The sequence below is a fragment of the Paenibacillus paridis genome, assembly GCF_006345825.1.
In the GTDB taxonomy this organism is placed as follows: domain Bacteria; phylum Bacillota; class Bacilli; order Paenibacillales; family Paenibacillaceae; genus Pristimantibacillus; species Pristimantibacillus paridis.
The window spans coordinates 121152-140487 of the sequence record NZ_VCIX01000087.1 but is presented as its reverse complement, the minus strand read 5'-3'; the positions used below and the strand labels follow the sequence as shown (position 1 = coordinate 140487).

Sequence of the window (19336 nt, the reverse complement as noted above, 5' to 3'; positions counted from 1 at the left end):
GTTAAAAAAAATTAAATAAAGAGGCTGACCGAAATGAACCTGGAACAAATGGCTTATGCACTGGAAGTAGCCAAAACGGCTTCGATAACAACAGCTTCTGCTTCTTTATGCGTCACGCAATCTACGATTAGCCAAGCGATCACAAGGCTGGAGAAGGAGCTTGGCATCAAGTTGTTCGAAAGATCACGCAATGGTGCGTATCCATTGGAGCAGGCCAAGGCGATTTTTGATAAATTCAAATCGGTACTCGATACCATTCAAATGATCAAAGAGGATGCGGAATACATTGGTGAATTGATTAGCGGGGAGCTGCGTCTCTCGGCCATCCCCGGCGGCATACCTGCCATCATAAAGGCTGTAGCCAGTATGAAAAATATCCACGCGGACCTGACTTTCGAGCTTTCCGAAAAGCCTTCTTCTTTAATTATTAAGGATATTCGTGATAAACAGGCTGATCTTGGCTTAATTGCCCTTTATCAAGATGATATTGACGAGCAGCTTCAAGGACTCCGCTTTTATCCAATTGACGAAGGCTTCATGCGCATCTGTGTGAATAGCAGCAGCGCTTTGGCAGCAAACAAATCGATAGCATTACAAGATTTGAAAGAGCAAACCTTTGTTTTATTTAACGATGAGCTGATCGATCAATTTATTCTCGCTCTTTCGAGCGAAATTGGCGATGTGAACGTATTATTTCGAACGAACAATTCGGAAGTGATCAACGCTGCTTTGCAGCAATTAAATGCGGTTACCGTCGGACATGAATATTCCTTTGCCCACCACACCAACTTTCAACGGAACGATTATTTTGCAAAAGAACTGGATATGCCGCAGCGCTTGATTTCGATTGGATGGGTGCTGCAAGAGAGCAAAGCTTCGAGCACGACGATCAGACGGTTCTTGGACCGTTTTCAGTATGTTTCATTGTCGAAATAGCTTGTGGCATAACTGAAGCCATTCCTATTTTTGCTGACTCGTGGATTATGAAGCCATATTTGCTTAGTACCGTATGATAAAATTATAGGGAACTACTAAAAGTACATGAAAATTAGGTGCGTGATTAAAATTCAAACGATTTATGTCAAAGTTAGACATTGGTTATTTTGGTATGGAGTTTATGGCTTTTGCAACAAAAGCTGTAACGATGAAATTACACTTTATTCTGATATAGGGCAAAAAAAATTCCTGGGTTATTTTGAACTTACAACTAAGCAATCTCTGGAATATCTTTTGAAAAATGATATGGATATTATTGGAGACGAAAAAGATTACTGTGATGAAATTGAAGAGTTTATAAATGGAAAGCAAGATATTCATTATTTTTATATATATCCTAGAGATTCAGAAGAGGATTCCCTTTCCCGCCAGGTTTCTCATTTTGCCCCTACGAATAGAGATGGGTATAAACCAGTCTATATTGATATGTGGACTAAATTATCTAAATCATGGGACATTGATGAAATTAAGAAGAGTGTAAGAATGCTTGCAAAGGATTTTTTGCATTTGGATATAGAAAAAGTTGAACTAATTGATATTCCAACCTATGAAGAAACAAAATTATCCTACGAACAAGATTATAGCCTTACGTAAAGTAGTTTAAGCGAAGCGAGAAGAACGTTTTGGAGAAACGAATTGTTCGCCTTGGTAGCGGGATTTTTACCTTTAGATGTCTACATAAATCAAAGAATCTGCTTACAACCGTGACCCTAATGAGTGATCTACTAAGGAGCGATATTTATGAACGTTATGAAACCCTTGCCTTCCATAGCGTCGGGTTATCGTCATACCGCCTTGCTTAAAGCAGACGGAACGGTGACGGCTGTGGGCGATAATAAATATGGCCAATGTGAGGTAAGCGGCTGGCAAGATATTGTGGCAGTGGCGGCTGGCAATGCCCATACGGGTAATGCTCATACCATCGGGCTTAAAGCGGACGGCACGGTGGTGGCTGTGGGTTGGAATAAGCATGACCAATGCAATGTAAGCAGCTGGCGAGATATGGTGGCGATAGCGGCGGGTTGGCGACGTACCGTCGGGCTTAAAGCGGATGGCACGGTGGTGGCTGTGGGGCATAATAAGGAAGGCGAATGCCATGTAAATGACTGGCGAGATATGGTGGCGGTAGCGGCGGGGGACTGGCATACCGTTGGACTTAAATCGGACGGCACGGTGGTTGCTGTGGGTAATAATCGGTATGGCCAATGCAAAGTAAACGGCTGGCGCGACATGGCGTCGGTAGCGGCAGGTTACCTTCATACCGTGGGTCTTAAATTGGATGGAACAGTGGTTGCAGCTGGCCGAAATACGGAAGGGCAATGTGAGGTAAGCGGTTGGCACGGCATTGTAGCGATAGCGGCGGGTAGCCACCATACCATTGGCTTGAAATCGGACGGTACAGTGGCGGTTGTGGGCTGGAACAAGCATGGCCAATGTGAAGTTAGCAGCTGGCGAGATATGGTGGCGGTTGCGGCGGGTTGCACTCATACCGTGGGACTTAAATCGGACGGCAAGGTTGCTGCTGTGGGTAATAATGAATATGGCCAATGCGATGTCAGCGGCTGGAGAAGCATATAACTACTAGACAATGAGTTTTTATAATTAATATTACATATAATGAGAGCCATGCGGCGATTTCCGTCGCATGGCTTATCCTTAGAATGATACCCGTTGCGGTTAGACTATATTTAGATTATACAGGTATAAAAGTCACCCCATTCGCTGCATAAATTCGCGAGGAGACACGCCTTCCACCTTTTTGAACACTTTGCTGAAATAAAAAGAACTCTCGTAACCGAGTTTCTGTGAAATTTCGTAAACACGGCCTTCGCCGCGCAGCATCATTTCTTTGGCTGCGGCAATTTTGGTTTCTGTAATGTATTCCACGTAGTTGACCTTGGCAATTTTGGAGAAGAGATGGCTCAGATAGTTCGGGCTGAAATTAAATACGTCGGCAACTTGATTTAAAGACAGCTTATGATTTAGATTCCTCTTAATGTACTCCTGGACATTTCGGACGAGCTGCTCCTTGTAGCTTTGCCTTCTAGTTGAAAGCAGTTCACAGCAGCCATTACGAAACTCAGACAGCCACTCGATAATGCCCTCAATTGTATGCTTCCGATAGATAGCACGGTAACCCTCAGGCTCCTTCTCAAAAATCTGTTCCAACATATTCTCACCATCCGCAAGCAAAGAAGTGGCCATATATAAGATGTTGCATGCGGCGTCGGTGGCAGGCACCAGCAGCTCGGAGCGCCCATCAAAGGTTTCGATCATTTTTGTAATGACGGCATTTAAAGTGCCGATATCGAGTTCTTCAAAAGCACGGCGAAGCTCGGTCCGCAGTTCCGAGAAATCGAATAAAGCCGGCGTTTGGCTGGCATCTTCGCTAGCCGTGAAAAATACAAACGTGTTTTCTTTAATGGCAGTCGGCAAGACCTTTCGGGCAGCCAAATAGCTCTCCCTAATGAAATAAGGATCATCAACCGCAAAACCGATTGCCCCAATGATGATGACATTAAAATAACGGTGCAAAACCATCGCCATATCGGCAAGCAGCTTCTGAATGTCCGGCATCCATAGGTGAGGATCGGATGCGGACACCGGCAGCGTAATGGCGAAATTGCGCAGATCCAGGCTCGTGACATGACAAGGGCTGGCCGCGGATAACGAATCCTTGACCATTTGTACGGTGCTGGAGCATAAGGCGACCAATTTATCCCCTCGGGCCGGCACGGTGTCTGGGCCCAATATTCGGCAGGTACAAACCACATATGAAGGCTCGGATAGATCGATGTCGAGCTCTTCTTTGTGCTGCAGATACTGGGTTTTATTTTCGAACAAATCATTAAACAAACGGATGAAAAATTTATCCCGCTGCTCCTGCAAGGTGCTGCGACGAACGGTGCCGGGAGGAACGTCCAGTTTTTTGAGGTCCCCGATAATGGCAGTCACCTTCTTGATCGAGTTCTCCAGCGTTTGCGGCGTTAGATCCAGCTTGACTAAATAATCTGCGGCCTGTACCTTTATGGCCGCATGGGCATATTCAAATTCCTCATAGCTGGTCAGTATAATGAAAAGTGGAAGCTTTCCCTGCTTTTGGCGCACGGATTCGGCAACCTCCAATCCGCTTTTAACCGGCATTTTAATGTCGGTGATGACAATGTCGGGCTGCAGCGCTTCAATCATTTCTTCTTCCTGAGCGCCATTATGCGCAATCCCGACAATTTCAATGTTATACTGCTCCCATTTCAGCATGGACTGCAAACCGATACAGACCAAAGCCTCATCATCGGCAATCAGCAGCTTTATCATCGTCCTCACTCCTTGCTTGATATGCGTATTTGTTCCTTTATTGGGGACGGAAGCAGAATGCTCATTCTCGTATAAAGCCCCGGCTTGCTATCGATCGAAAGGCCGTATTTATCGCCAAAAGCAAGGCGCAAGCGTTCATTTACGCTTCGAAGCCCTAGATTTTTTAATAAGCCATTGCCTTCAACGGCCTCATCGGAAAGAATGGAAGCAATCTGTTCTTCTGCCATCCCGACTCCGTTATCTTCAATGGTCACCATAATATCGCTGCTGCCGCTTGGGCTGACCGTAATGATGATATGACCTCTGCCTTTAGGCTCAACACCATGGAAAATCGCGTTTTCAACCAATGGCTGCAAAGAAAAACGAGGAATTTGAGCAATTAGCAAAGCTTCATCCTGAATCTTTACCTCCATCGTAATGGTGCTGCCATATCGGTATTTTTGAATGACAAAATAGTCGTCCAACAGGTTCAATTCATCCTTCAGCAGCACCACTTTACGGATATCCTTAGAGATGCTTCGCAATAACCGGGATAGGGAGGTTACCATTTCGGCAATGCCTGTGGCGTTTTGAATGGTGGCCATCCATTTCACGGAGTTTAAGGTGTTGTAGAGAAAATGAGGGCTAATTTGATTCTGCAGCATGCGGTACTCCAGTTCCTGCTTCTGCTTAACGTCAGCCACCCGGCTTTCCATTAAAACAACGATATCCTGCGAGAGACGATTAATTCCTCTGCCCACGTCGCCGAGCTCACTGTTCCACTCAATGTTTCGGTCCACAGAGAAGTAGCCCTGGGCAATTTTGTCCATTCGTTTTTTTAGCTTCTCGACCGGCAAGCTGATGGTACGAGTCAGGTAAAGCGTAATAATGCCACTAAGGATGATGACTAAAATGCACACGGAAACTGCGATGACGATCCAGATGTTAAATATTTTGGCGAGCTGCTTGTCAGATAAGGTCTGGGTAAGCGTTACTCCCTTGCGAACCGGATAGGATACGGCAATGCGCTCTTCTCCGTCCGTTTTAATGACGCTTAAGACTGTCTGAGCTCCAGTAGGAGTGTCTTTTTTGTATGCGCTTTCCGAATAATCGGCGGCGACTGGCGAAACCTTGCCGTCCATGATTTGGTAGCGGGAGTCGCCTAGACTAAGCAATAGGCGGGAATCAGCCGGCAAAGCATAGCCCTTTAGCTTGTCGGTAATGACTGAAGTATTGACGAGCAGATAGACGGTACCAATACGGGAGGCTCCTGTGCCATAGATCGGCCAAATGATCGGAATGCCATCTGAGATGGAAAAAGGGTCACGAACCACCCGGTCCCATACTTCTGCCGCATCCACGGCAAGTCCAGGGAGATCATTAATGTTATGGACATTTAATGAAGACGAAAGGCCGCCGGCATTATCTACTTGAATGAACTTCCCTTGGTGATCCGTTACAATCAGGCGGCGGGCATAGGCGTTGGACGGATTAACACGGAATGCTTCCTGCATCGATGTAAAAACATCCACAGCATCTTTGGCGCTTGCCTGCGTCGACTCAAAATAATTCGTGAGCAGGGCATTGGTGCCCGAATTCGTACTGCAAACCATGGCTAATGCGTAAAGGTTGAGCAAATCCTGTTCAATAATATGAGAAATAAGCTGCAAATTAAATTCGGTGGCCTGAATGGCTGTTTTACGCTGAAAATAAGAGATCATCTCATAGCTGAAAAACGATAATAAAATCGCGATCAGCAAGGCAAAGATCGTCATAATGAGAATGATTCGGCTTTTTATGGTTGATTTTCGATTCGTATGGAACACTCCCTATTCAAAAAAAAAGCGATTAAAGCGTTTACAATAAGCTCTGACATAGCTACTTCCAATAAACGCAGATAATGATTCGGCTTTTATTAATATGTAGTTAGTATAATAGCACATCCTTCCAGCAGTTTGCAGAAGAGTTAGCAGGGAGGCGGAAAAACAACCGATTTTACATGTTTTGCGTATGATTTTACAGGTTTTAGGGATCGTGCTGAAATAAAGTAAACCAAATATTACAGGTTGTGAGTTGGAAAATACATCCCATTCACCTCTAAAAACGATTAGAATTTGACTTAGGGTTCGGCAATACCGAATCGGCTGCAATTCTAAATGATGGAAAAGGGGAGTTATGACATGAAATTAAAAAGAGTGTTCAGCATGACCTTAGTAACCGCGTTATCCCTGAGCATGATCGCTGCTTGCTCTGGCAACAACGGCAACAATGGCGCTGCTCCGACTACGGCTCCAACGGCGGGGAATAATGCAAGCGCTTCCGAAAAGCCGGCCGACGAGCCTGTAACGTTGAAATGGGCGTTGTGGGACTGGGAAGCAACCGCTTACTATAAACCATTGATTGAGGCTTATAAGTCGAAACATCCAAATGTTACCATCGAATATGTAGACCTTGGCTCCACCGATTATATGACGATGCTGAGCACTCAGCTCTCCGGCGGCGCCGATCTGGACGTTCTGACGATCAAGGATATTCCTGGCTATGCCAATCTTGTGAAGCAAAATCACCTGGAGCCTTTAAAAGGGTTTATTTCAGAAAAAGGCGTCGATACGGCTGCATATGGCGGCACGGTTGAACAAATTCAGGTGAATGATGAGGTGTACGCGCTTCCTTTCCGCAGTGACTTCTGGCTGATCTATTACAATAAGGATTTGTTTGATAAAGCAGGCGTCGAGTACCCTACGAATGATATGACACTTGACCAATATGATGAGCTGGCTAGAAAAATGACGGCAGGCAGCGGCGTGAATAAGGTTTACGGGGCTCATTACCATACTTGGCGCAGTGCGGTTCAACTGTTCGGCATTTTGGATGGCCAGCATACGGTCGTGGAAGGTGACTACGATTTCCTGAAGCCTACCTATGAACGGATCTTGAAGGAACAGAATGACGGTATCGTCATGGATTATGCGACTTTGAAAACGTCCAGCACCCATTACTCCGGCGTCTTCTACAACAACTCTATTGCGATGATGAATATGGGCAGCTGGTTTATTGCCACACAGATTGAAAAAGTGAAAAGCGGCGAGTCTGCCGCTACCAATTGGGGCATTGTGAAATACCCGCATCCGGATGGCGTAGAGGCCGGCACGACGCTCGGAACTATTACTTCACTAGCGGTTAACAAAAAATCGGCGAACAAGGAAGCTGCTCTTGATTTCCTTCAATTTGTAACGGGCTCCGAAGGCGCTGCTGCGATTGCTTCCACGGGCACGATTCCTGCGATCAAAAATGATGAAGTCATCGGCTCGATTACATCTATTGAAGGATTCCCGGCAGATGAGAACAGCAAAGCGGCTCTTAGCACAGTGAAAACGTATTTGGAAATGCCAATGCATGAGAAGAGTGCGGATATCGAAGTCATCTTGAACGAAGCCCATGATAACATCATGACCAAAAATACAACGATAGACCAAGGCTTGGCCGATATGAAAACTCGCGTACAGCAAATCTTGAACAATTAGAAGACAAAGAGAAGATGAATCAAGGGGGCGGGCGAAGGCCCGCCTTTCTTTGAAATCCTGTTGAGCTGGAAGGTATGGAGGAGACATCATGCAAAATGAAACTAGAGTAGAAACCGGAAAACCCGAAAAGGCTTTGTGGTCCAAAGGCGTCAGGGAGCATCTGGTAGCGTATAGCTTTATTGCGCCTAACTTTATCGGCTTTGCCGTATTTACGCTGCTGCCCATGCTGTTTGCCTTTGTGCTCGCCTTTGTGAAATGGGACGGGGCAAATCCGATGAAATTTGTCGGAGTCGATAATTTCACCCGCCTTATTCAGGATACGACGTTTCATAAGGCATTTTGGAATACGGTTGTTTATACGATCGGCGTCGTTCCTTTTACAATGGCTTGCGCACTGGGACTGGCTATCCTGCTCAATCAGAAAATATTTGCCCGCAATTTTCTCCGGACCGTATTTTTCTTCCCGTATGTCGCTTCGCTCGTAGCGGTTGCTGCGGTTTGGAATTTTATTTTTAGTCCAACCTTAGGGCCGCTTAACAACATTTTGCACGCAATTACCGGCGTACCGATTGAGGATTTGCCCCGCTGGGCCGCGGACAAAGACTGGGCGATGTTTACCGTTGTATTGTTTACCGTTTGGAAAAGCATGGGCTATTACATGGTCATTTATTTGGCAGGACTGCAAGGCATTAATCCGGAACTATACGAAGCGGCTCAACTGGATGGCGCGAATGCATGGAGGAGATTTCGCAATGTGACTGTGCCGCAATTGGCGCCAACGACCTTCTTTGTGCTGATGATCCTAGTCATCAATTCGTTTAAGGTGTATGACATCTTTATTAACCTATTTGCCGGCGCGGATAACCAGCTCAATGATTCAACTAGGGTTATGGTTTATCAAATTTACAATACGGCCTTCCGATCTCTGGATTACGGTTATGCCAGCGCAATGGCCATTGTATTATTTCTGCTTGTACTGGGCATTACCATCGTTCAGTTCAACGGCGAGAAGAAGTACGGATAATAGGAGGATTTAACGATATGGTAGGCACAGATAAAAGGCTCAAGGTCGCTATGGTGGCATTTGTATATGTTTTGTTGTTCTTGATTGTTCTGGCTATGCTTGTTCCGTACGTGTGGATGATTTCGGCCTCACTAAAGCTGAACAAGGATGTATTCTCGTTTCCGATCCAATGGATTCCCGAATTGCCGCGCTGGAAAAACTACGTGGATATTTGGAATCGAATTCCACTGGGCCTGTTTATTTTCAATACGGCGAAGCTGGCGGTCATCGTTACTTTTTTGCAGCTGCTTACCTCTAGCTTTGCGGCTTATGCGTTTTCGAAGCTAAGATTCAAAGGCAGGAACTTGCTGTTTCTGGGCTATATCGCAACGATCGCCATTCCGTGGCAGGCGTATATGGTGCCGCAATTTATTATGATGCGCTCCCTCGGGCTAAACAACACCCATTTGGCCATTATCTGTTTGCAGGCTTTCTCGGCTTTTGGCGTATTTCTAATGCGTCAGTTCTATCAAGGCATTCCAGATGAGCTGTGCGAAGCTGCACGGATTGACGGCTTAAGCGAATATGGCATTTGGGCAAGAATTATGGTCCCTCTATCGAAGCCTGCGCTTTCAACGCTGACCATCTTTACTTTTGTTTCTACTTGGAATGATTTCTTGGGTCCAATGATTTATTTGACGAAGACGCCGCTCAAAACGATTCAGATCGGGCTGCGAATGTTCATTTCGCAATATTCTGCGGAATATGGCTTGATCATGGCAGCAAGCGTCGTGTCGATTATACCGGTTCTGATTGTATTCCTGGGCTTGCAAAAATACTTTGTGCAGGGCATCGCTTCTTCCGGCGTAAAGGGTTAAAACGAGTTGTTTTAGAGTTTGGAAATGAACGAATGAAGCTTTGATCTATTCCCATATGAGGAGCGATAAAGTATGAATAATCGCAAGGCTTTGCGAAAAAGCATGGCATTTATCCTAACGGTTGCGATCATCCTGTCACTTATGCCAATGAGGCCGGCTTTTGCAGCCGGCCAGGCAGCGAGAGTCGTCTCGATTGACGGCGATGCTGCCGACACCAATCCTGCAAACACCTTCAAAGGTTACGGAGCCGTGTCTGCCAATAACACCTCGCGTTTGCTGCTGGATTACAAAGAAGAGCATCCCGTACAATATTGGGAAATGATGAACCTCTTATTTAATCAGGATACCGGTGCAGGCATCAACCATGTAAAGGTCGAGATGGGCAATGACTCCAACACCTCCTCCGGTACGGAGCCTGCGACCAAGCGCGCGGCTGACGAAACAGCCAACGTGCGCCGTGGCGCCGGATTTATTTTCGCCGCTGATGCTAAGCGGATTAATCCGGAAGCGAAGGTCAGTATCCTTCGATGGACAGAACCGAATTGGGTGCAGCCATGGAGCGATGGCAATACCGATCCCTCTCAGCCTGCTACGATTGCTGCTTACGAACGCATGTACAAATGGTATAAGGATACGGCCATTGCTTTAAGAGAAACCTACGGCTTTGATCTGGATTACATTAATCCGGACCGCAATGAAACCAGTACGCCAAACGTAAACTTCATCAAGTGGTTTGCAAGCAAAATGCGCAGCGATGCTGCATTTCCTAACTATAATCAAATTAAAATTGTCGCCTCTGACGAGAATACTACATTGAATATACCTACTCGGATGCTTGCTGATCCTGAACTTATGAAAGCCGTCGATGTGATGGCCTACCATTATAATATGGCAACGAGCGCCGACTATTTGAAAGTGAACGCGGACAATAAGAAGGAAGTCTGGTACAGCGAAGGCGTAGCTCCGCAGACGTTAGCCAAATATCGTGCGAATGCAGAGGAAACCTTCGGCGGCGTTGGCAGCGCGCTTGACGTTGCCGGCCGTTTTATTGGAATGTATACGCAAGGGAAACGAACGCATTATATGTTTCAACCCGCTGTAAGCGCTTTCTACAACGGGGCTCCTTACAGCAGCAAGGAAATTATTTCAGCGAGAGACCCGTGGTCAGGGTATTATACTCCTGATGTGGGCATTAGCACGGTTATGCACTTTACCCAGTTTGCTGCTAACGATTGGATGTACATTCCTAATGCGAGCGCTGGAGTAGTCGGAAGCCGCGGGAACAGCGAGATGGACGGGAACGCTACGGATGCCGAATATAACCGTTTAGTCTTCGTGAGTCCTGACAAAAAGGATTTTTCGGCTGTAATGGTAAATGACAGCGAGCGCGAGGCTTATTTTCAATTTAACGTCAAAAAGAATATTGAACATTCGGGTAATCCCGTACAAGTATGGGAAACGAGGGGACCGGATTACGGACAGGAATATGATGCCAATTGGTATCAACGACTAGGCGACATTTCGGCCGTAGAGAGCGGAGATATGTACTCGTATACGCTGACCGTCAAGCCTCATTCCATGGTCAGCTTAACCAGCACCGCGGTCAATCCGAATACCGGAAATGCCCGCGCCTCGTACGAGCGGAACGAAGCGATTCCCAAGCAAACGGTGCTCGATGTTGAGGGCAGTTCGCCAGCCATTTTGTATGAGGACGATTTCGAGTATAGCGATTATGCTGCGGTGAATGGCCTTAGCTATATTGAGCGCCGGGGCGGCACGCCGCGTTATACGGCTGACCAGGGCGGGGCGTTCGAGGTTGCCGAGGGGGCAGGCAAGGATGGCTCCAGCGGCATGAAGCAAATCATTTATGGCGGCAACAAGCCGGGCGTCTGGACCACTACTCCGTTTTCCTATACGGTGCTGGGGGATGAACGGTGGGCCAACTATCAGGCATCGATCGATTTCAAAATGGATCAAGATCCTACGCATACGAGTGACAATTATGTCGCGGTGGGCGTTCGCCACAAGCTAAATCACACGACCTCTGATTCGGAGTCAGGCTATAAATTCAGATTCTATGCGGACGGAAGCTGGCGCTTGATCCGGCTTACCGCAACCGTTGCTTCGGGGAAAATCGCTGGCTTTGATGCCAGCAAGTGGCACAGAATCTCGATTAAAGCGGTTAACCGGCTGATTACCGTCTCACTAAATGGTGAAACGGTCAGCACCTATACGGATCAAGCAAGCGGATCGCCATTAACCGGTCAAGCGATGATACAAACCAGCCTACACCAAACGGTCTTTGATAATCTGACGATTGAAGCTGTGGACGGTTATGTGCCTTATGCAACAGAAAGAATCGATGATCTGGACTCCCGTATCTCGTATCATGAGGGCAATACACCGTGGAGTCACAGCCTGTCTGGAGGCTTTGGCCGTCTGAACCGGACGATTACGAGCAATGGCGCAAGTATTTTATTCAGCAGCACAACGACAACGGAAGGGACGCCGAACAGGTGGTACTTCGTAAGGAATGAAGGGAATTCGGCATCATGGAGCTCCAATAGCGCAAATGCATGGACTGGCGAGAATGGCAGCTATGCCTCCTTGACTTTCAACGGAACGGGCATTGAAGTCTACGGAGTCGGGCAGGGTACAGACGCTGTAGTAAGAATGGATGTTTATTTGGATGACTTTGGAAAAGGCTATGTCCATGATGCTTCCAAGAGAAAGCTCACCGGAAAGGCCTATAGCAATGGAAGCAGCAGCCAACTGATCTATCAGGTAAGCGGGCTTGAGCCTGGCGTGCATAATGTGAAAATCGTCAAAACAGCTGCCGCGTCCGGCAATGGCAACTACATGTCCATTGAGAAGGCCATTGTTAAGGCGGACACGAGCTCTCCAACTTCCTTTGAGCTTCCATTCGAAGGTACAGGTTTTAACCTGGTAGGTGATACCGCCAATGCGACGCTTGATATTTTCGTAGATCATACGCTTGTTCATCAAGACGTGGCGATTCCTGCTGCATCAGTCAACCGCACGGACACTTATTCCTATGGAGGGCTGGTTGATGGCCCTCATATGCTTAAGGTAGCGGTGAAAGCGGGCACCTTCAGCATAGATTCCATCGATATTTTGGGAGCGGTATATGGAACCGTAACGAAAACGGAGCTTGAAGCTCTCATTAATCAAGTAAGCAGCTATAAAGAGGACGATTATTTGCCGGCAGAATGGAGTGCCTTCTCCGGCGCTTTGGCGGCAGCCCAAAGCTTGCTGACTGCTGAAGCAGATCAATATGCGGTTGATTCTGCCTTCACCGCCCTACAAAATGCGGCCAACGCGCTCAGAGTTAAAAGCCAGCCCGTAGCCGTAACCGGCGTCTATCCTGCTATTGTCGCCACAAAAGTAGGACAGCAGGTTGTGGGTTTGCCGGAGAGCGTTGCCGTCACGCTTGCGGATGGAACGCTAGGTGCGAGTGCAGACATTCATTGGCTGGACAATATTGCAAGCCGCTTCACGGCGCCCTATTCGGCTGTGCAGCTAACGGGTGAAATTGTAGGCGGCAAAAACCTCTTTATTCAGGTTCAGGTGGAAGTGGTGCCTGACGGTCTGGTCTATCTATTGGACGCTGGGGGTACAGGGGATATAACCCCGCCATTTACGGCGATCAAAAACCTTATGGGCGACCGTTTGCTCAATGACAAGGCTGATCAGCTTTCCACAGGCAATACGGTTTGGGGTCACACGACCATAGCTGCCAATTACAAACAGAAGGCAATTACCGGTGCGGTAGTTATTACGGACAAAAGCCAGACCGGCATCTATGGCTCAGATACGAGAAACAATCCGCTAGTTTATGCGTTGCCTCTGACGGCAGGAGAGTACACGATTACTTCCTTTCATAGAGATTGGTGGAGCAATGGCAACCGGACCATGGATATTAGTCTAAGCTATAAGGATGATAAAGGAGAGACGGTAACCCTACCTGTAAAAAGCGGATTAGTTGCGGGCTCCGGTGGAACCACGGTTGCTTATGATTTCACTCTTCCTGTTGACGGTACGGTGCAATATAGCGTGAATAACACATACACTGGAAATCAAGCTGCCTTGATCAGCTATTTGGGTGTAGCGAAGAAAACGGTCGATCCTGCAGATCAACAGGAGGTTGGCAATGCAAAGAAGATTATTGAGGACGCTCTGTACAAAGTGAATCAGGAAACAGCCAATCGTGAAGCTGAGCTGAAGACATGGCTGCTTCAAACAATCCATGCTTTAGAGGGCTTTAGCGCTACTGGCGTTAGCATGGGTGAAATTACGATCTCTTCATTTGAAGCCGCAGCAGATGAAGTGGATGGCGGCTTTGAATTCACGGCTGCGCTGAAGAAAGGTCTTGCTGAAGGCAAGGGAACAGGTTCAGGAACGATTATTGCGATTCGTGTACCAGATGCAGTAAAACCAGTCATTGCACTAAACGGTGAGGCAACGGTAAATGCAGCCTATGGCGAAAGCTATACCGATGCCGGAGCTACCGCATCTGATGATCGGGACGGGGACATTACGGAAGCCATCAAGCTGACCATCACTTACAATGGCGAAGCTATTCCGGGACTCGTGACAACCGTGCCGGGAACCTACATTTTCCACTATAATGTCAGTGATGCTGCAGGAAATCAGGCGGTAGAAGTGACGAGAGCAGTCATTGTTGGCGAACCAGCGGTTACACCAACACCAACACCGTCTGCGTCACCAACGGCATCGCCGGAAGCGACGCCAACAGCGTCGCCATCGGCCACACCGACGGCATCGCCGGAAGCGACGCCAACAGCATCGCCATCGGCCACACCGACGGCATCGCCGGAAGCGACGCCAACAGCATCGCCATCGGCCACACCGACAACTTCGCCGGAAGCGACGCCAACAACACCACCAGGGCCGATAGCAACGGCTGCGCCAACATCGACACCGGCGACGGTTGAAGTGTTAAGCAACAAAGCTTTGAAGGTAGAAGGGGACGGTTCGGTAACTGCCCTACTATCGGAGGACAAAGCTTGGGCACAGCTTCCAAACGATGTATTTGAGATTGTAGGTGATAAAAGCCTTCAAATAATCAAGAAAAATATGGTTATCGAATTATCGAAGTCGGCGCTTATGCAGCTGCAGGAAGCAATGAAGTTAGCGCAATCAGCGGCCTTCCAAATCAAAATGTCAGCGGTTAAACTGCAAGAAGCTGTCAGTAAACTAGTAGATCATGCTGTGGCTAACCATTCCGTTCATGTAACTGCGGCAAGCGATTTATATGATTTTGATTTAAAATGGATAGGGGCGGATGGTAAGGAAGTCTCGGCACAAGCCTTCAGCGAACCTGTAACGATGAGCTTTAAGGTCGATCCAGCTGCCGATCCGGATGTTTTGGGTGTTTATCGTATCGAGGCAGACGGAACCATTCATTATGTAGGCGGAACATTCAAAGATGGTACGCTGACCGCAACGGTGAAAGAAGCGGGACAATATGGGGTTCTAGCGTTTCATAAAGTATTTTCGGATGTAAGTTCGAATTTATGGGCTAGCGACGTCATTAAGAAGATGGCCGCAAAACATATTATCGCAGGCGTATCCGATACGGCGTTTAACCCACAAGGGAAGGTTACACGGGCAGAATTCGCTGCGATGATTGCTCGCGCTTTGCAATTGGAATCGGTTAATGCGTCGGCATTTCAAGACGTTGATCCCGAGGATTGGTATGCAGGCGTCGTTTCTGCCGTAAGTGAAGCTGGAATCGTGCTTGGACGGAATGAAGATACCTTTGCACCGAACGCAAGCATCTCCCGCGAAGAGATGGCCGTTATGGTTGTCCGTGCAGCTGCTTATTTAAATGGCAATCAAGCGAGCATTGGGAATACGGATAAATTCAAGGATGCTCAACAAATCAGCGGTTGGGCGCAGGAAGCCGCAAGCATAGCGCAAGAAGCGGGCTTGATTCAGGGGCGCGGAAATAATTATTTTGCCCCACAAGCAAGCATGACGCGTGCAGAAGCTGCGCAAGTAATTGCAAATTTAATAGCTGCTTATTTATAATATTTGGATCACGGTTTGAAGCTGTAGAATGGCGGGATGGATTCCATATTCCGGTGAAGCATGCTAAATAGATGTTGACGAAGCAATTGCGCCATGTTATCTTTACTGTAATAAAAAGGCAATGTAACCTTTGGGTTCAACCTCGTATACACGGGGTTGGGCCCTTTTTGCGTTGACCTGCGAAAAAGGAGAATGAGCAGAATATGAATTTAGAAGCTGTTTATCACCGTGCAAAATTAAATTGGTCCTATGCGTATGACGATCGTACCCTTCATATTCGAATTCGGACGAAGAAAGCAGATATGCTGCAAATTACTCTTGTTTACGGCGATAAGTATGATTGGAGCAAGGCGAACTCCGAAGCTCAAATGGTACGACTGGCCTCGGATGCCATGTTTGATTATTGGGAGGTGTCTGCTCAGCCGGCATTCCGTAGATTGGTTTATTATTTTGCCTTGAACGACGGTGAACGCACGGTCTATTTCCAAGAGAGCGGATTTTTTGATGTTCCGCCTGTCATTTTTTATGAAGGCCTGTTCGATTTTCCTTTTCTGAATCCCGTGGACGTTCATAGGCCTCCAGCATGGGTGAAAAAAGCGGTCTTTTATCAAATATTCCCTGAACGATTTGCGAACGGCGATTCAACTCTCGATCCTGAAGGCACGGAGGAATGGGGAGGCAAGCCGACCCCGAATAATTTCTTTGGCGGAGACCTGCAGGGCATCATCGATCATTTGGAATATTTATCTTCGCTCGGTATAAATGCGATTTATTTGAATCCGGTCTTCGAGGGAACGACTAACCATAAATACGATACGCAGGATTACTTCAAGGTTGATCCTCATTTCGGTACGAATAACAAATTAAAAGAGCTTGTGAAGGCTTGTCATGAGCGGGGAATACGCGTGCTGCTTGACGCAGTGTTCAATCATTGCGGCCACTCGTTTAAACCTTTTGTCGATGTGATGGAAAACGGCCTTTCCTCTGCTTTTGCCGATTGGTTTCATATACGAGAATGGCCGCTAACGGTAAAGGACGGCGTTCCCACCTATGATACGTTTAGCTTTGAACCGATCATGCCGAAATTGAATACGGAACATGCCGAAGTAAAGGAATATTTGCTTAAGGTGGCAAAATATTGGATCGAAGAAGTCGAAATCGACGGTTGGAGACTGGATGTGGCGAATGAAGTCGATCATGCCTTCTGGCGGGAGTTCCGCAACACAGTGAAGGCTGTCAACCCGGATGCTTATATTTTGGGCGAAATTATGAATGATGCGCTGCCATGGCTGCTCGGGGATCAATTTGATGCGGTCATGAACTATCCGTTCACGAAGGCATGCTTAGATTTCTTTGCACATAATCGAATTGGAGCAAGGCAGCTTGCAAATAAACTCAGCGGTCAAATCGTGGGTTACCCTAAGCAAGCGAATGAAGTTGCCTTTAATTTACTCGGCAGCCATGATACCGCTCGATTGCTCACTCTATGCGGGGGCAGCACAGAGCGAATGAAGCTTGCCATATTGTTTCAGTTTACTTACCCTGGTGCGCCATGTATTTATTACGGTGATGAAATCGGTCTGGATGGAAAACAAGATCCAGATAACCGTAAATGCATGGAATGGGATCCAAAGAAGCAAAACGATGAATTACTCGACTTTTTTAAGCGGACGATCCGTTTACGCCAGCAATATTCCGCGCTGCAAGACGGAGCGATTACTTTTTTGCAGGACCAGGTGAGCGATCGGAATTTTATCTACGAACGCCGTGATGATCAGGATCAGTTTGTTATTCTTATTAACAATTCAGAGAATCACTCTGCTTTCCGCTCAACCATTGAGGAAGGGGTCTGGACAGACATGGTTTCCAATTCGATCGTCATCACCTTAAAGGGTCAATTAAACTGGGAGCTCCCGCCTTTCGGTTATGCGATATTGCATAAGGAAGTTAACAGGTAATCATTTAAACAATCCAAAGACAAGATGGAAGATACAGAACAAAAACGATTTACCATGGAATCGAAAACCGTTGGAGCTTACTTTTCCAATTCAACGTACCCGTCAATACGAGCGTAATGAAATAGAAAAGCAAGGACGAGACGATTGAAGTTATTACGCTCCATAAAAGCGGAAGGCCTTGGACGGTAAAATAGTTGTAGGTCCAGTGTCCGCAAATTGCCATCAGCATCATACAAATTCCAACCTTGATATAAGGACGAATGCTCCAATAAAATCCGATCGAGCCTGAGATCGAAAAGAAGTTTAACAGTGTTTGCATGACAATTCCGATGCCGATGCCGTACGCGATTCCGATTATGCCGAATTGGCTGCCGAATACGAAAATCCCGACCGTCTTGAAAATGGTTGCCGCCACATAGTTCCACAATGTAGCTTTCGCGCGGCCGAGCCCGAGCAGGATTGCATGCAGCGGTGCGTCGAAGTAATGCAAGAAAAACATTGGCGCCAATATTTTCAGAAGCAATCCGGCTTCCGGTGCATTGTAAATTAGCGTCGTAAGTGGGGTGGCCCATTCGAACAGGATGACGGTCGCAGGCGCGCCAATCAGAAGTCCCAAGCTTAGCGCCTGATTCATCCTCTCATGCATAAGCAGATTGTTCTTGTTCGCCGCTGCCTCGCCAATGGCAGGAATGAGAGCGGTGGACAAGGACTGCGTTATAAAACTTGGCATGAACAGCAGTGGAAACACATAGCCGGCCAGCAGCCCGAACTGCTTTGTGGCTAACAGCGTGCCAACGCCAGCCAGCGCCAAGCTGGATGTAATGAGAAGCGGTTGGAAGGTGTTATATAACGAATGAATGACCCCGTGCCCGGTCGTCGGCAGCCCGATCTGCAGCAGCTCTCCCAGTGTGCTTCTTCCTTGTTTCACGTTGCTCGCCCACGTCTCTCCCTGCAGCTTCGATTCGCCGTATAGCTTATAGCTTGCGATTAGGAATAAGAGGCTGATCGCTTCGCTGACGACAGATGCAGCCATTGCGCCCGCAGCTGCATACGCGATGCCGAAAGGCAGCAATAGGTGTACCAAGGCAAGGACACATGCAATTTGCACCGTATGCTCGAGCACATCGGAGGCTGCGATGGTCTTCATCTGCTGCATGCCGCGGAAGTATCCTTTTAGCACCGCGGAGATGGCGACAATCGGCGCGATCGGCGTAATCGCGAGCATCGCATAATAAGCGCGTTGATCGCTCAACAAGATGGATGCGATCCATTCAGAGCCTAATAATGAAATAGTCGTAAGCGCTATGCTTAAGACACTTGTAACGGCTAGCGAGACGTGCAGGATTCGCCGCACTTTCCCTCGTTCGCCACGAGCGTGTGCCTCCGCAACCAGCTTTGAAATTGCCACGGGCAATCCAAGCTCCGTAATCGTAATGACGAGCGGGACGAGCGGATGCGCCATCATCAAGAGGCCGATTCCCTCCGCGCCCAGTACGCGAGCAATATACATGCCGCTGATAAAGCCGAGAATGCGGTTAATGAAAGCAGCGACTGACAAGACCAGCGTACCTCTCATGAACGATTGCCTGTGTTGAACCATGGCTTGTT

11 protein-coding genes are annotated in these 19336 nt (G+C 47.5%); 8 read left to right on the top strand and 3 right to left on the bottom strand.

The features are described 5' to 3' along the window. Window positions 1-33: 33 nt before the first annotated feature. The 3 genes from FJQ58_RS16100 (at window position 34) to FJQ58_RS16090 (ending at window position 2574) form a co-directional block, all read left to right on the top strand. Complete coding sequence (locus tag FJQ58_RS16100) at window positions 34-936, top strand: LysR family transcriptional regulator (protein WP_139995201.1); 903 nt, start codon at window positions 34-36, stop codon at window positions 934-936. A gap of 120 nt (window positions 937-1056) precedes the next feature. Continuing rightward, a complete protein-coding gene (locus tag FJQ58_RS16095; protein ID WP_139995199.1) occupies window positions 1057-1590 on the top strand; it encodes a hypothetical protein in 534 nt (177 codons plus the stop codon). 147 nt (window positions 1591-1737) lie between these two features. Beyond that, the gene (locus tag FJQ58_RS16090; RefSeq protein WP_139995197.1) at window positions 1738-2574 is read left to right on the top strand and encodes an RCC1 domain-containing protein; all 837 of its coding nucleotides are present in this window, start codon (window positions 1738-1740) and stop codon (window positions 2572-2574) included. A 132-nt stretch (window positions 2575-2706) separates the two neighbouring features. On the opposite strand, the gene FJQ58_RS16085 is transcribed toward FJQ58_RS16090, so the two are convergent. Then, window positions 2707-4311 (bottom strand): response regulator, encoded by a 1605-nt coding sequence (locus FJQ58_RS16085; RefSeq protein ID WP_139995195.1) that lies wholly within the window; start codon window positions 4309-4311, stop codon window positions 2707-2709. Between the two features lie 5 nt (window positions 4312-4316). Further along, a complete protein-coding gene (locus tag FJQ58_RS16080) occupies window positions 4317-6065 on the bottom strand; it encodes a sensor histidine kinase (RefSeq protein ID WP_139995193.1) in 1749 nt (582 codons plus the stop codon). A gap of 405 nt (window positions 6066-6470) precedes the next feature. Here FJQ58_RS16080 and FJQ58_RS16075 point away from each other — a divergent pair, with 405 nt between their 5' ends. From FJQ58_RS16075 to FJQ58_RS16055, 5 genes are all read left to right on the top strand, one after another. Next, the gene (locus FJQ58_RS16075) at window positions 6471-7814 is read left to right on the top strand and encodes an ABC transporter substrate-binding protein (RefSeq protein ID WP_139995191.1); all 1344 of its coding nucleotides are present in this window, start codon (window positions 6471-6473) and stop codon (window positions 7812-7814) included. Window positions 7815-7902: 88 nt separating this feature from the next. Further along, window positions 7903-8838, top strand: coding sequence for a carbohydrate ABC transporter permease (locus FJQ58_RS16070; RefSeq protein ID WP_139995189.1), 936 nt, complete (start codon window positions 7903-7905; stop codon window positions 8836-8838). 17 nt (window positions 8839-8855) lie between these two features. Beyond that, complete coding sequence (locus FJQ58_RS16065) at window positions 8856-9695, top strand: carbohydrate ABC transporter permease (RefSeq protein WP_139995187.1); 840 nt, start codon at window positions 8856-8858, stop codon at window positions 9693-9695. A gap of 72 nt (window positions 9696-9767) precedes the next feature. Continuing rightward, window positions 9768-15770 carry an S-layer homology domain-containing protein gene (locus FJQ58_RS16060; protein ID WP_139995185.1) on the top strand — a complete coding sequence of 2001 codons (6003 nt, stop codon included), beginning with the start codon at window positions 9768-9770 and terminating at the stop codon, window positions 15768-15770. Window positions 15771-15973: 203 nt separating this feature from the next. After that, a complete protein-coding gene (locus FJQ58_RS16055; protein WP_139995183.1) occupies window positions 15974-17728 on the top strand; it encodes an alpha-glycosidase in 1755 nt (584 codons plus the stop codon). 49 nt (window positions 17729-17777) lie between these two features. Here the strand turns inward: FJQ58_RS16055 and spoVB are convergent, their stop codons facing one another. Then, complete coding sequence (spoVB, locus tag FJQ58_RS16050; protein ID WP_139995181.1) at window positions 17778-19328, bottom strand: stage V sporulation protein B; 1551 nt, start codon at window positions 19326-19328, stop codon at window positions 17778-17780. Window positions 19329-19336: the final 8 nt, after the last annotated feature.

Bases quoted from the DNA above. Each gene is read 5' to 3' on its own strand.
- FJQ58_RS16100 (WP_139995201.1), top strand. From the start codon at position 34: ATGAACCTGGAACAAATGGCTTATGCACTGGAAGTAGCCAAAACGGCT.
- FJQ58_RS16090 (WP_139995197.1), top strand. From the start codon at position 1,738: ATGAACGTTATGAAACCCTTGCCTTCCATAGCGTCGGGTTATCGTCAT.
- FJQ58_RS16085 (WP_139995195.1), bottom strand. From the start codon at position 4,311: ATGATAAAGCTGCTGATTGCCGATGATGAGGCTTTGGTCTGTATCGGT.
- FJQ58_RS16080 (WP_139995193.1), bottom strand. From the start codon at position 6,065: ATGACGATCTTTGCCTTGCTGATCGCGATTTTATTATCGTTTTTCAGC.
- FJQ58_RS16075 (WP_139995191.1), top strand. From the start codon at position 6,471: ATGAAATTAAAAAGAGTGTTCAGCATGACCTTAGTAACCGCGTTATCC.
- FJQ58_RS16070 (WP_139995189.1), top strand. From the start codon at position 7,903: ATGCAAAATGAAACTAGAGTAGAAACCGGAAAACCCGAAAAGGCTTTG.
- FJQ58_RS16065 (WP_139995187.1), top strand. From the start codon at position 8,856: ATGGTAGGCACAGATAAAAGGCTCAAGGTCGCTATGGTGGCATTTGTA.
- FJQ58_RS16060 (WP_139995185.1), top strand. From the start codon at position 9,768: ATGAATAATCGCAAGGCTTTGCGAAAAAGCATGGCATTTATCCTAACG.
- FJQ58_RS16055 (WP_139995183.1), top strand. From the start codon at position 15,974: ATGAATTTAGAAGCTGTTTATCACCGTGCAAAATTAAATTGGTCCTAT.
- spoVB (WP_139995181.1), bottom strand. From the start codon at position 19,328: ATGGTTCAACACAGGCAATCGTTCATGAGAGGTACGCTGGTCTTGTCA.